Source organism: Kitasatospora sp. NPDC059803, assembly GCF_042732255.1.
GTDB lineage: Bacteria > Actinomycetota > Actinomycetes > Streptomycetales > Streptomycetaceae > Kitasatospora.
This window is the reverse complement of sequence record NZ_JBHWIJ010000001.1, coordinates 33480-46383: the sequence shown is the minus strand read 5'-3', so window position 1 is coordinate 46383 and position 12904 is coordinate 33480. Positions and strand designations below refer to the sequence as shown.

Here is a 12904-nt window from a genome sequence, read left to right as displayed (position 1 = left end):
GTTCCGTCCCCCGTGCGGAACGGCCCGCCGACGGCTCCCGCTACTTCAGCAGGAAGTCGTACACCGCCTGCCGTCCGGCCGGGTTCGCCGCCCGGTTCTGCACCGAGTGCGCCGCCCCGGGCACGATCACGATCTGCGGGTCGTGTGCCAACTCGGCCTGCTGGTAGAGCACTTCGTACGGCGTGGACAGGTCCCGGTCGCCGCCGAGCAGCAGCACCGGCACGTCCGGCAGCTTGCGGTGTTCCGACGGCGCCGGCGGCACCTGCTCGCGCGGCCAGTCGAGGCAGACCAGGAGGCTGCCGAGCCCGGTCGCGGTCGCCGGGTCGTACGGCCAGGTCTGCTCGGCGGTCAGCCGCTGCCGGGTGCGCTCCAGCGCCGCCGCGCGGCCCGCGACCGGGGTGTCGGTGGTGCCCCACGGGAAGCGCGAGTCGGCGCACAGGGCGGCGGAGTGCAGCCCCTGGCTGAGCTCCTCGGCCGAGGCCGCGTCGACCTGCCGGCGGACCAGGTCGAAGAAGTCCTGGAGCTTCGCGGGCTGCCCGGCGGCGGCCTCGTGCAGGATCTCCGGGACCCCGCCGTAGTTCGGGTCGATGAACTCATAGCCGGTGAGCGCACTCAGGATCTGCGCCCCGTTGCCGTACCGCCGAACCGTGGCGGCGAGGTCGGCGGCCGGGTCGGTGGTGCAGCCGGTGGCCTGGCAGGCGGCCCGCAGGACCCGGGCGCTCGCGGGCAGAGCGGCCAGGTCGAGGGGGTCGAAACCCTGTTGCGGCACCACCGAGTCGAGCACCAGCCGGGCCACGTGCGCCGGGTGGGCGAGCGCGTACCGCTCGGCGACGAAGCTGCCGTACGAGACGCCGTCCAGGGTGAGGCGCCGGTCGCCGAGGGCGCGGCGCAGCAGGTCGATGTCGGCGACGGTGTCCGCCGTGCTGTAGTGGCGGGCGTTGGGGCCGAGGGCGGCGGCGCAGTCGGCGATCGACTGCTTGCGCGGCAGGGCGAGGTCGGAGGAGCCCATGTCCTCCTGGAGGCCCGGGCACTGGAGCGCGCCCCGGCCGGTGCCGCGCTGGTCGTACATCACCAGGCGGTAGTCCTTGAGGACGGGCTCCAGCTTGCCCGCCATCCGCTTGATCGCCGGGACGCCGGGCTGGCCGGGGCCGCCGGTGAGGAACAGCAGGTCGCCCTTGGGCGCCGTGGTGTTGCCGGTGACGGCCACCTCAAGGTCGAGGGTGCCGGGGGTGGCGCCGCTGTGGTCGAACGGGACGGTGAGGGTCCCGCAGCTGAACTCGGGTGCGTCCGGGCAGGGCGCCAGGCCGGTGATCCCGCCGACGCGGGCCGGTCCGGCCGTGGCGGCGAAGCCGACTGCGGGGGTGGCCAGGGTGGTGCCGGCGACCACCGCGACGGCGCCCAGCAGGGCGGCGACGCGGCCGCGCGTGCTCGTCATGTTCGTCCTTCCGCTCGCGCCGCGTCCGTGCCGACGCGGTCACGGAACCAGCCTGCGCCCCGGGGCTCTTCGGTGGGGAGCGTTCGGGCGGGATTCGACCAGGAACGAACCGTCAAGACCCGGATGGCCCCGGGAGTCGGACGGAACCGCGTCCGCTACGCCCCCACGCCACGCCCCCTGCTGCTGCGCCGCGACGGCACGCCTCGCCGACGGCCTCAGGAACGGGTGAGGAGTTCGGTGAGGTCCGTCAGCGCGGCGTCCCACCCGTGGGCCAGCACCACGCCGGCGGGGTTCAGGACCACCTCGTCGACTCCGGCCGTCCCGTAGGCGGCGAGCTCGGTCGCCAGTTGGCCGGGCGAGCCGTAGAGGAAGACTCCGGACTCGACGAGTTCGCGGGCGCCGGCCACCGGGTCGCGGGTGTCCAGGTGCAGGCCCGCGCGGCGGAGCATGTCGGCGTAGTGCGGCGCGCCGAGGTGCCGGCCGGCGCCGTGCTGGGCCAGCACCATCGGGTGGCGGCCCGGCCGGGCGACGGCGGCGTGCACCACGGTCACCACGCGCGGCGGGGCCGCTGGTCTCGGCGGGGCCGCCACCCGGCCCGTCGTCGCTGCGCCTTCGGCCAGGGCGGGGACGAGGACCTCGGCCACGTACCGGGGCGGGGTCATCCAGGTGATCGCGACGTCCGCGACCCGCCCGGCCGCGCGGGCCATGGCGGGTCTCAGAACGCCCGCGCCCAGCTCGACCGCCGGCGGGTGCTCCCCGTGCGGGAGCCGAAGCCCTGGCGCGGCGGAACCGGAGCCCGGTGCGGGCGGCCCGGCCGACCGGCCGTCCAACAGCGTGCGGACGGCGCCGACGTAGTCCGCCACGGCCTCGGCCGGCCGGGCATAGGGGGCGCCCAACAGGCCGCCGACGAGCGAGGGTTCGCCCGCGCCGTAGCCGATCACCGGCCGGTGTCCGGTGAGCACGGCCAAGGACTGGGCCTGGGCGGCCGCCTCCAAAGGGTGCCGCAGGGCGGTCAGCGTGACCGAGAGTCCGACCGGGATCCGCTGCCCCGTACCGGCCAGCCAGGCCAGCGCCTGGTGGCTCTCCACCGCCAGGGACTGCCCGAGCCAGAGCCGGTCGGCCGCGCCGGCGCTCACCAGCGAGGCGAGCGCCGTCAGCGCGGTGAGGTCGGCCCGGTCGCGGAGGGCGTGCGGGAAGAGGACGGAGATCCGCATGCCGCTCAGCCGTTCCGCGAGGGGTCGGTGGGGTCGGTGGCCGCGTCGCGCAGCGATCGGGCGACGGAGGCGGCGAGCGCCGGTCCGCCTGATCCGGCCGGGCCGTCCGGGGCGGCCGCGTGTCGCAGTACTCCTTCGGCCACCGCCGCCGCCCGGTGCTGGCCGAAGCTCCGGCCGCGCCACCCGGCCCTGGTGTCGCCGGGCTCGTCGGCGGTGGCGATGCCCGGCCCCAACGGGTGGGCGAAGACCGAGGTCTGCGCGCCGAGGCCGGGCAGGTCGCGCAGCGCCGCCGCCAAGGCCGTCAACTCGCCGGCGTGGGAGCGGGGGAGGTAGAGCACGACCGCGTCGCGACGCGGGTACGACCAGGGCCGGGACAGCACCTTGGCCCGGTACCGCAGCGAGCGGGCGGCCGACTCCCGGAGCAGCGCCGCCCAGAGCGCGGGCGCGGCCGTGGGGTCCTCGACGTGCAGGTAGAGCCGCCGCACCAACTCGCCCTCGTGCGGCCCGCCGTGCGGCCCGTCCACCAGCAGGAAGCCGGGCGACAGGGCGGGGCGGACGGCGGGCAGCTCGACGGTCACGGAGGTGTCCGCCGGTCGCGGGCCGTCGCTCCGGACGGCGGCGGCCGGGACGCGGACCGTCACGCCGCCCAGCTCGACCGTGAACTCCGTGGCGGCGCCCCCGGTTCCGGTTCCGGTCCCGGGCTCAGCCCCGGCCTCGGCCTCGGTCGGGACGGCGGCGCGCAGGCGGGCGGGGGCGAGCGTGTCCGCGTGCGGTGTCGCCGAGATCAGCTGCCGCTCGAACTCCACGTCACGGCGGGGCAGTCGAGTGCCGGTGCGGGACCGGTCCAGGCGCGACCGGTCGAGGCCGGCGTGCCACTGCTCGTAGAGCGCCGTACCCAGGGCGAACCGCAGGCCGCGCGGCGAGTCGGCGCTGATGCGGTGGCCGTCCACCGTGACGGCCTGCGGGTACTCGGTGAGGTCGATGCCGGTGAGCGCGGCCGCGAGCTGCTCGGACACGTGTGTCATGACGCCACCAGCCCGATCGCCTCGATGAACCGGTCCGGGGCGAGCAGTGCCCCGCGTCCCACACCGGCGATGCCGCGCTGAACCGCGCTCAGGGTGGGCCGGACGCTCGCGGTGGCCATGGTGCGGTCGAAGAGGTGCCAGCCGGCGTACCCGACCACCCGCTCGGCGAGTTCGGGATCGAGCCGGTCGGCGTGCTGCCGGTAGCCCTGCCAGAAGGCGCCGATCACCGGGAGGACGGCGGCCAGTTCGCGCTCTCCGCTGCGCATGAGGGTGCCGTGGGCGTCGGCGGGTCGGCCGCCGTCGGCCTCAGCGTCAATGGGGCCGACCTCCACGTCGACCTCCACGTCGACCTCGTCGGTGTCGACGCCGGTGAACATCCGGCTCGCCGCCCGGTACAGCCACTGCCCGACGAAGCCGCCGAGGTCGATCGCCGGGTCGGCGAGCTGGAACTCCTCCCAGTCGGTCAGCTGGAGCGTTCCGTCACAGAGCAGGAACTGGTCCAGCCGCAGGTCGCCGTGGACCGGACGGTGGTCGGCGGCGGACGAGCGGGCGTCCAACGCGCGCAGGGCGCCGTGCAGTCGGCGGTCCTGCTGGAGCAGGCCCCAGAGGGCCAGTTCGGCGCCGCTGCTCGCGGTGTACTCGGCCACGGTCAGCGCGGCCAGCCGGTGGCCGGTGCGCGCCCCGGGGCGGGGCTTGGGCCGGACGTCGGCCGTCGGGAAGCCGTGCAGCTCGGCGAGCGCCCGGCCGGCCCGCCGGACGAGTGCGGTGTCGAAGCCGTCCTCGTCGGCGAGGGTGTTCCCGGTGACGGCGTCCGCCAGCAGGTCGAAGACCAGCACCAACCGCTTCCGGTCGCCGCCGAGCAGCGCCGGCGACTCCCAGGAGAGTGCGCCGGCCCCGGTCCGGGCCGACTCGAAGGCGCAGGAGCGGTCGTAGCGGTCGGTTCCGTCGGGGGCCTGGCCGTCGAGCCGTTTGATGAAGACGCCGGTGCCGTCCGTGGTGCGTCCCGCCCACGAGTCGTTGCGGCCGAGATGGCTCACCAGGCTGTCCGGGTCCAGCGGGGCGAAGCCCAACGCGGCCAGTGCCACCGGCACTTCGGGCGCGTACTCGAAGAGGCCCGGGGTGCGGCCGGGGCCGGCCCGGTCGGCTGCCGGCGTTGCCGGTGGGGTCGAGACTGTCGCTGCCATGGCGGCCACGCTAGGGATCCCGGCCGGCGGTCACCACGGGCAGGATCCTGTCATGCCCGAGCGGGCAAGGGGCAGGATGCCCCCACTTTCCTGCTACTGGGCACTGGCATCGAACGCCTGATCTGCTGGGGGCGGTCGAGGAACCCGCACCTCGCCGAAATCCGAAACCGAATCCGAAGCCGAATCCGGGCCCGATCCGATCTCGATCCGAGCTCGAATCCGACGAGTCGAGAGGATGAGCATGAGCTCTGCTGACCTGATGGGCGGCTACGCCGCCTACACCACCCCGAACGCGGCGATCGAGGAGCTCGCCAGCACCGGCATCACGGCCGAGTTGGAGTTCACCCCGGTCCTCACGGTCACCCCGTGGACCGAGGCGATCTCCCTGGTGGTGGTCTCCATCGCCACCCAGCTGTGATCCACTCACAGACCTGATTTCCCTTCCATCTCAAGGGAGTTCGACATGAGTACTGCTGACCTGATGGGCGGCTACGCCGCCTACACCACGCCGAACGCCGCGATCGCGGAGCTCGCCAGCACCGGCGTCGCCGGCGTCCCGGCGGAGCTGGAGATCACCCCGAGCGTCTCGCTCGTCGTCCTCTCGCTCGTCACGATCACCATCATCGGCTGACGGACTCGTCGAGCGTCACGTCGTCCGGGCCCCGCCGCGCGCTGCGGGCGGGGCCCGCCCGGCGGCCGGAGCGGTGCACCCAGCCGGCGACGCCGACCCGCGAGGAGCACTGCAACCGCCGCATCGTCTCGCGGAGGTGGTTGACCACCGTCCACTCCGAGATGCCCAGGCGGCGCGCGATCTGATGATTGCTCAATCCGTCGGCCACCAGGAGCGAGACCTCCAATTGGCGACTCGTCAGCTGCCGCATCGGCGGTGCCTCGACGGAGTCCGACTCGACGGAGTCCGACTCGGCGAGGGGGAGGACGGGGGAGAGGGAGCAGAGCAGGTCCAGGAGCGCGGTGGCCGCGCCGGTTGCCAGTGCGTGGGCGAACTCGTCCTCGGCGAGCCGGCGGCGGATGCCGGGCAGCAGCCGAGCGGTGGCCAGGTCGGGATCCGCGGGGTCGCCGGGAATGCCGGCTCGCCCCGGATGGAAGCTGCCCAGCAGCCGGGCGGCGTCGGTCGCCCGCGCCGGTGCGGGGCGCAGGGGACTCGCGACCAGGCCGACCAGCGCGCCGAGCGTGGCGACCGCGCCGAGTGGGCGCAGCTGGGCCAGCCCCTCGACGTAGTGGGCGCGGGACGCGGACGGATCGCCGTCGGCGGCGGCGAGCAGGCCCAGGTGCAGCAGGGCCGTTCCGGCCAGCAGCACGTCCCCCCGGCGTCGGGCCGCGGTCAGCACCCGGCCCGCCAGTGCGCCGCCGGGCCCGGTCCGGCCGAGCCGAAGCTCGGCCAGGGCGGCCTCCAACTCGACGCGCAGGGCCGCCGGTTCGTCGTCGACCGCACGGAGGAGCGCTGCTGCCCCGGTGAGTGCGGCGAGGGCCCGGTCGGGGTCCCGGTCGCATCCGGTCAGGCCCCGCAGCCGCAGGAGTCGGGCCGCCGTGGAGGGTTCGTCGGGCGTGGTCCGGGATCGGTCGGGCACGGATGAGGCCGCCTCGGCTTCGTCCAGCAGGGCACTCGCCAACTCGTGGTCGCCGTCAATCAGTCGGGCCTCGGTGCGGATCAGCGCGAGCCGGACCCGTGCTCGCCCATCGGTGATTCCGGCAGGGCCGGTTGGGCTGGTGGCGCCGAGCGGCACGGCGGGCCGGTCGGCCCAGTCCGGGCCGAGGCCGACGACTCGGGCGTGGGCGAGCAACTGCTCCATCAGGTCGAGGGCCTCGACAGTGAACCCGTGCCGGCTCAGCGTGTCGACCGCCAGCCGGAGGTTGGCCTCCTCGACGCGCAGGGCGAGCAGGGCTGCCGGATGGTCGCCGGCGGCCAGCCGCCGGGCGGCCCCGGCGGCGAGCCGGGCGTAGTAGCGCGCATGGCGGAGCGTGAGGACGACGAGCGGACCGCCGGCGGGCCGGACCTCGGGCAGGTCGCCGAACGGCACGTACAGTCGCGTCTCGGCCGCACCGTCCAATCGGCCGGACGGCCGGTCCTCCAGCGTCAGCGACTGCCGATCGAGCAGGGCCTCCAGCGCCGCCGGGAAGGCGCTCGGCGCGATCCCGGACACCGCCCGGAGCGCCTCGGGCCCGAACCCGCCGGCGAACAGGGGTGTGCAGGACATCAGCCGCGCCGCGTCGGCACCGAGCGGGCCGTACCGTCCTGATGGTCGTCCCGCCGGTCCCCCCACCTCTCGTCCCGACAACCGGTCCGGCGACGGGACGGGCAGCGGGACGGGCGGCTCGACGTAGGCGGCCACCAGCCGGCCTCCCCCCGCCCCGCCGAGTGCGGCCAGCACGGTGCCGACGCCCTCCAGCGCCGCCACCCGGGCCGCGAGCACCAACGCTCCTGGCAGGCCCCGGAGTTCCCCGCAGATCCGGCCCACGGTCTGCTGGTTCCGGGAGGTCACCGTGAAGCCCGGGCTCCAGGCCCGCCGGGCGGCCGTGAAGACCTGCACCGCGGGGGTGCGGCAGAAGGCGTCCAGGTCGGTCGGCGACCAGTCCACCGGAACGGCCAGCGGGTCCACCCGGTACGCCACGCCGGCGCCGGCGGGTGGCAGCCGACCAGTGGCGAGCAGCTTCGCCCCACGCGGGGCACACCTGGCCAGCAGCGCCAGGTAGTCGTCCGGCTCGATCTGATCGGCCGTCAGAAGCTCGACTGGTCCCGGAGTTCCGGCCGCCCCGCCCGCCGCCCGGTACTGCTCGGCGACCGCGAACGCCAGCCGGGTCTTGCCGCTGCCCGGGAGGCCGTGCAGCAGCACGCCGGGTACGGCGGGGTCGGCGAGCAGCCGCAGCAGCTCGGCCGTCTCACGTGCTCGCCCGAACAGCTCACCCGCGAAGGCCCGGTGGTCCGCGGGTTCCTGCCGGGGGATGCCGGACTCGAACAAGGTGGTCATGGACGGCTCCAGAGCTGGCTCCGCCCGCCTACACAGCGCAGGTGCGCCGGCGGGATCGTCCGTACTGATCCTGGACGGCGGCGCCGACCGGCGGTATCCCAGACTTCTGGGACGCCGCCGGTTCAGCATCTCCGGTTCAGCATCGCCGGTTCAGCATCTCCGGTTCAGCATCGGCGCGCGGCCAGGCTCAACCCCTCGTCCGGACCGGCCCGCCGTTCGGTTCCGGGTTCACCGCAGTCCCCGGTGCCGGCGGTGGCGGCCCGCGTGGTGGTGGTGCCGGTTGCGCCGTCGCCACCGCCGTCGACCGGCTCCGGCCGCCGAGGCCCCGGACGCCGACGATCCGGTGGACTGGGGCGAGTCGGCGAAGGCGTCCTCCGACTCCCGCCCGGAGTCTTTCGATCCTGCGGGCAGCACGTCGATCCGGCCCATCTGGCCGTGCGAGGAGTGCACCATGTGGTGGCAGTGGTAGACGTACTCGCCCGGATATTCGCCCCAGGTCATGGCGATCCGGACGCTCTCCCCCGGGTGGACCGTGATGGTGTCCTTCAGCCCGGCCTCGGCCGGGCCGACCGGCACCCCGTCACGGTCCAGCACGCGGAACTGCACCAAGTGGGTGTGGAAGGAGTGGGGGGCGTGGAAGACCCCGGCCGGCGGGCGGGTGAGGTGGTTGCGGATCGTCCAGATCTCGCTGCTGCCGACGGTGGTCCGCACGTCGGTCCGTTTCGGGTCGTACTTGCGCCCGTTGATCCTGGCGTCCGGGAAGGTCGTCAGCGCGAACTCCCGGTGCACCGTCGCCTTCGGGATCGGCGGCAGGGTGGCGAGGACGTCCGGAATCCGGCTCCGGTCCTCGGCCGTCCGGGTGATGTCGAAGCGCAGCACCTCGGTCCGCTCGCTCTCCAGCGCGGCCGTGTTCTCCAGCACCACCGATCCGCCGACCGGGTAGCGGGCGAAGTCGACCACGATCTCGGCGCGCTCCGCGCCGGTCAGGGTCAGCTCGTGCAGCGTCACCGGCGCGGCGAGCAGTCCGCCGTCGGAGGCGATCTGGGTGAACGGCTGGCCGTCGGCGAGGCGCAGCGACACATGCCGGTTGGGCGAGACGTTGAAGACCCGCAGCCGGTACTTGCGCGCGGCCACCTGGAAGTAAGGCCGCTCCTTGCCGTTGACCAGCATGTGCGGGCACGCGTACGGGTCGGTGTAGACCAGCCTGCCGTCGGTCTCGATCCGGGCGTCCCGGATCAGCAGCGGGATGTCGAACTCGCCGTTCGGCAGCGGCAGGCCGCTCTCGTGCGGGTCGCTGAGCAGGTAGGCGCCGGCCAGGCCGCGGTAGACGTTCTCGGCCTCCAGCTCGTGCGCGTGATCGTGGTACCAGAGCGAGGCGGCCACCTGCTCGTTGGGGTAGCGGTACTCGCGGGTCTCGCCGGGCTGGACGAGGTCCATCGGCAGGCCGTCGTAGCGTGAGTGCACCTGGCCGCCGTGCAGGTGCACGGAGGTGTGCACGCGCAGGTCGTTGGTCTGCTGGACCACCACCTCCCGCCCTCTGACCGCCCGGATGGTCGGACCGGGGAAGCAGCCGCCGAAGGTCCGGACGGTGGTCAGCAGCCCCTTGACGATCTCCGCCTGGGTATCGGCCATCCGTAGCCGGTACAGGTCCGAGGAGTCCGTCCGCGACACCGGGTTCAGCACGGGGGGCACCGGCATGGCGTGCTCGAAGGGGGTGATCCGGGCGGCCGACCGCTTGGCCTCCGACCTGGGCGGCGCGGCGTGCGCGGCCGGAGCGGCTTGCGTGGCCGGCGCGGCCGACAACGCCAGGGACGAGACCCGGGCCCCGCCCGGTGCGCGGTCCCAGGGGAAGAGGACCGCCGGGCCGCCTATCGCGGCGGCTTTCAAGAGGTCTCGTCGGTTCAGCATTCCCGGTCTTTCCGTCCAGGGCCGGGCGGTCGGTACGCCGCCGGGCCAGTGGTCGCCGGTCGTGGCTTCCGGCGGCCCTGCTCGGTGGCCGCCGCGCGCACGCCGGCGCGGGCCGGGCGTGTCGGACCGTAGCGCCGACGCGACGTTCCGTCACTGCCCGTTGGCTCAGTATCGGCGAGCTTCGCGCGCTCCGCAGCGCGACCGCACCTGCCCGGGCCCTGACCCGGCGCCCGGCGCCCGGCGCCCGGCGCCCTGCCCCCTGCCCCCTGCCCCCTGAACGACGGACGCGGGGCCGGGCACCTGGTGCCCGGCCCGGCCGCCGATCAGGAATCGGGCGACGCCCAGGTGCCCAGGGACATCTCGGCGGTGATCCCCGGGCCGAACCCGGCCAGCAGCCCCTGGTGCCCGTCGAGGGCCGACTTCTCGTCGAACATCCGGGCCAGGGCGTCGAGCACGACCGCACTGGCGATGTTGCCGTACTGGGTGAGGGTGGCCCGGCTGAAGCGGAACGCCTCGGGCGGCACCTCCAGGAAGCGGCTGAGGTCGTCCAGGATCCGTGGACCGCCGGCGTGGACGATGTAGAAGTCCAGCGTGCCCACGTCCCACTGGTGCTGCTCCGCCACCGCGCGCAGGGCCGGGCTGAGCGGCTCCATCGTCCCCGGCACCCTCTTGTCCAGCTGGAAGTGGAATCCGGTGGGGCGGACCGCGTAGGAGATCCACTCCTCGGTGTCCGGGATGAGGTACGAGCCGTTGCGTTCCAACCGCATTCCGGTCCCGCCCTCGCCCCGGACCACGGCGGCGGCGATCCCGTCGCCGAACAGGCCGTTGGACAGCAGCGAGCCCACGCCCAGGTCCGTGGGCTGGTAGCACAGCGAACAGAACTCGCAGGCCACGATCAGCACGTTGGCGCCCGGGTAGGCCGAACAGAAGTCATGGGCCCGGTTCACCGCCGCGCCGCCGCCCGCACACCCCAGTTGGGCGATCGGCAGCTGCCGGGTCTCCGGTCGGAAGCCCAGCCTGTTGATCAGCCACGCCGTGAGCGACGGCATCATGAAACCGGTGCACGACACATAGACGATCAAGTCGATCTGGGACGCCTCCACTTGGGCCTGTTCGAGGGCCCTGATCACCACCGCCGGGACGCGGGCCTTCGACTCCGCCGCGAAGACGGCGCTCCGCTCGTCCCACCCCGGGTGCTTCAGCACCACCTCGATGGGTTGGATCAGGTGCCGCTTGCGCACTCCGGTGTTCTTGATGAGACGCAGCGCCAGTTCGAGCTGTGGATGGTCGGGGTGGAGCCTGCGCGCCAGCTCGATGGTCTCCTCGTTGGTGATGACGTGCTCGGGTACGTCTATCGCCGGTTTGCACAGAACTGCCACGGCACTTCCTCCAGACGAGCGGTGTTCCCGGTGCGACCCTGGCGGGGCGGGATTTCACCACTCGACGGCAGCCGCTGCGAGCCGGACGCGCGGAGGGCGCGGGCGGCGGGACGCACCGGGCGGGATCCAACTCAGCGGCCGACGAGCCGACCGAGCGAGGATCGGTTGATCGCGGTGCGGACGGTCGTGCTGGCCGCAAGTTGGTTCAGGCCACCTAGCCCAATTTACGGAAGGCGGGCCCGTCTCGCATGTCGGCCCGCACACCCCGGGGTGTGCGGGCCGATGTACGCGGTGTTTCCGGCAGCGGGTGGCTGCGGGCGGCCGCCGGAGCGTGGGGGCACCGTCACCAGGTGACCGGCAGCGCCAGCGGATAGCGCCAGATGGACGTGGTGTTCCACGCCAGCTCGGCGGCCGGCTTCGCCAGCGCGATCCTGGGGAAGCGCTCCAGCAGGGTCCCGAGGGCGACTTCGAGTTCGGTGACGGCCAGCGGCGCGCCGAGGCAGTGGTGCGCGCCCCAGCCGAAGGTCATGTGGGAGGGGCTGGTCCGCTCCAGGTCCAGCTCGTCGGGCCGGTCGAACCTGCGGCCGTCCCGGTTGGCCGTCAGGTAGGAGACGTGCACGATGTCCCCCGCCGGGATCGTCACCCCGCTCAGCTCCACGTCCTCAAGGGCCACCCGGGGGATGCCGACGCCCTTGCGGAAGGGGATGAAGCGCAGCAGTTCCTGGAGCGTGCGGGAGAGCGTCTCGGGCCGCTCGCGCAGTGCGGCGAGCACGTCGGGCCGGCTGAGGATGGTGTACGAGAGGTTGCCGAGCTCGTACGTCGTGGTGTCCTGGCCCGTGATCAGCAGGACCATGGCCATCACGGTGAGTTCCTGCTCGTCGAGGACTTCGTCGCCGTCGCGGGCTGTGGCCAGCACGCTGATCAGGTCGTCACCGGGGTTCCTGCGCCGTTCGGCGGTCAGCTCGGCGAAGTACGCCCGCAGGTCGGCCTTGGCGCGTACCGCGTTCGGCTTGTTGGCCAGGCTCACGTCCATCATCGTCCGGGCGTTGGCGCGCAGCTGGGCGCTGTCGGCCTCGGGGATCTCCAGGACCTCGCAGATCGTGATCAGCGGGAGCGGATGGGCCAGGTGCTCCATGAGGTCGGCCGGGGAGCCCTGGTCCCGCATGCGGTCCAGCAGCCCGTTCACCACGTGCTGGGTGCGCTCCCTCATCCGCTCGATGTGGTCGGGGGTGAAGCCCTTGGACACCAGGCTGCGCAGGCGGGCGCTGGCGGGCGGGTCCATGACGTTGATCGCCTCGGCCTGGACGATCGGCTCCGGGGTCATGCGCGGGAAGTCCCGGCCGACGATGGCGTGGCGGCTGAACCGCCGGTCGGTGGTGACCGTGCGCACGTCGTCGTACCCCGTGACGAGCCAGGCCTCCCCCTCGCCGTAGGGCAGGCGGATACGGCTGACCGGTGCGTCGTTCATGAGCTGCCGGAGCGTCGGGTCGAACTCTAGGGTCTCGGCGAAGTCGAACGGGCAGTTCCGTGCGCTGGAGTCGGTGGACATGCGGACCTCCAGGTCTGGGCCGCGCGGGCCGGATGGGGGAGGCGGACGAAATGCACCGGTACCCGATCGCGCAGCCGCACACACCGGTGGAGGGGCGAGAGCGCCGGTAATTCATCCGGGCTGATCAGCGGCTCGGATCCACCCGCGCCGGGGGGGGGGGGGGGGGGTGTGGTGGGGGCGCCCCGCGCCCCCCCCGGGGGGGGGACAGACACCGCCGGGGGCG

9 protein-coding genes and 1 pseudogene are annotated in these 12904 nt (G+C 73.9%); 2 read left to right on the top strand and 8 right to left on the bottom strand.

The annotated features are described in order from the left end of the window. Window positions 1-40: 40 nt before the first annotated feature. From ACFV6I_RS00225 to lxmK, 4 genes are all read right to left on the bottom strand, one after another. On the bottom strand, window positions 41-1435 hold the full coding sequence (locus ACFV6I_RS00225) for an alpha/beta fold hydrolase (RefSeq protein ID WP_380423075.1): 1395 nt from the start codon (window positions 1433-1435) through the stop codon (window positions 41-43). Between the two features lie 215 nt (window positions 1436-1650). Continuing rightward, entirely contained in the window at window positions 1651-2649 is a 999-nt protein-coding gene (locus tag ACFV6I_RS00220; protein ID WP_380423074.1) for an LLM class flavin-dependent oxidoreductase, read from the bottom strand. A gap of 5 nt (window positions 2650-2654) precedes the next feature. Beyond that, the gene (locus ACFV6I_RS00215) at window positions 2655-3674 is read right to left on the bottom strand and encodes a T3SS effector HopA1 family protein (protein WP_380423073.1); all 1020 of its coding nucleotides are present in this window, start codon (window positions 3672-3674) and stop codon (window positions 2655-2657) included. After that, entirely contained in the window at window positions 3671-4858 is a 1188-nt protein-coding gene (gene lxmK, locus ACFV6I_RS00210) for a class V lanthionine synthetase subunit LxmK (protein WP_380423072.1), read from the bottom strand. The genes ACFV6I_RS00215 and lxmK overlap by 4 nt, the downstream gene beginning before the upstream one ends. A gap of 241 nt (window positions 4859-5099) precedes the next feature. Between lxmK and ACFV6I_RS00205 the strand changes: the two genes are divergently transcribed. Then, on the top strand, window positions 5100-5276 hold the full coding sequence (locus ACFV6I_RS00205; protein WP_350876063.1) for a hypothetical protein: 177 nt from the start codon (window positions 5100-5102) through the stop codon (window positions 5274-5276). Between the two features lie 45 nt (window positions 5277-5321). Then, window positions 5322-5489 (top strand): hypothetical protein, encoded by a 168-nt coding sequence (locus ACFV6I_RS00200; protein ID WP_380423071.1) that lies wholly within the window; start codon window positions 5322-5324, stop codon window positions 5487-5489. Here the strand turns inward: ACFV6I_RS00200 and ACFV6I_RS00195 are convergent. From ACFV6I_RS00195 to ACFV6I_RS00180, 4 genes and pseudogenes are all read right to left on the bottom strand, one after another. Next, window positions 5479-7845 carry a LuxR C-terminal-related transcriptional regulator gene (locus ACFV6I_RS00195; protein ID WP_380423070.1) on the bottom strand — a complete coding sequence of 789 codons (2367 nt, stop codon included), beginning with the start codon at window positions 7843-7845 and terminating at the stop codon, window positions 5479-5481. The two genes, ACFV6I_RS00200 and ACFV6I_RS00195, sit on opposite strands and share 11 nt — an antisense overlap. 228 nt (window positions 7846-8073) lie before the next feature. Further along, on the bottom strand, window positions 8074-9753 hold the full coding sequence (locus tag ACFV6I_RS00190; RefSeq protein WP_380423069.1) for a multicopper oxidase family protein: 1680 nt from the start codon (window positions 9751-9753) through the stop codon (window positions 8074-8076). Window positions 9754-10076: 323 nt separating this feature from the next. Further along, window positions 10077-11141 (bottom strand): annotated as a pseudogene (locus tag ACFV6I_RS00185) (type III polyketide synthase); the annotation flags it as partial. A gap of 334 nt (window positions 11142-11475) precedes the next feature. Next, entirely contained in the window at window positions 11476-12681 is a 1206-nt protein-coding gene (locus tag ACFV6I_RS00180; RefSeq protein WP_380423068.1) for a cytochrome P450, read from the bottom strand. Window positions 12682-12904 lie beyond the last annotated feature (223 nt).

Bases quoted from the DNA above. Each gene is read 5' to 3' on its own strand.
- ACFV6I_RS00225 (WP_380423075.1), bottom strand. From the start codon at position 1,435: ATGACGAGCACGCGCGGCCGCGTCGCCGCCCTGCTGGGCGCCGTCGCG.
- ACFV6I_RS00220 (WP_380423074.1), bottom strand. From the start codon at position 2,649: ATGCGGATCTCCGTCCTCTTCCCGCACGCCCTCCGCGACCGGGCCGAC.
- ACFV6I_RS00215 (WP_380423073.1), bottom strand. From the start codon at position 3,674: ATGACACACGTGTCCGAGCAGCTCGCGGCCGCGCTCACCGGCATCGAC.
- lxmK (WP_380423072.1), bottom strand. From the start codon at position 4,858: ATGGCAGCGACAGTCTCGACCCCACCGGCAACGCCGGCAGCCGACCGG.
- ACFV6I_RS00205 (WP_350876063.1), top strand. From the start codon at position 5,100: ATGAGCTCTGCTGACCTGATGGGCGGCTACGCCGCCTACACCACCCCG.
- ACFV6I_RS00200 (WP_380423071.1), top strand. From the start codon at position 5,322: ATGAGTACTGCTGACCTGATGGGCGGCTACGCCGCCTACACCACGCCG.
- ACFV6I_RS00195 (WP_380423070.1), bottom strand. From the start codon at position 7,845: ATGACCACCTTGTTCGAGTCCGGCATCCCCCGGCAGGAACCCGCGGAC.
- ACFV6I_RS00190 (WP_380423069.1), bottom strand. From the start codon at position 9,753: ATGCTGAACCGACGAGACCTCTTGAAAGCCGCCGCGATAGGCGGCCCG.
- ACFV6I_RS00180 (WP_380423068.1), bottom strand. From the start codon at position 12,681: ATGTCCACCGACTCCAGCGCACGGAACTGCCCGTTCGACTTCGCCGAG.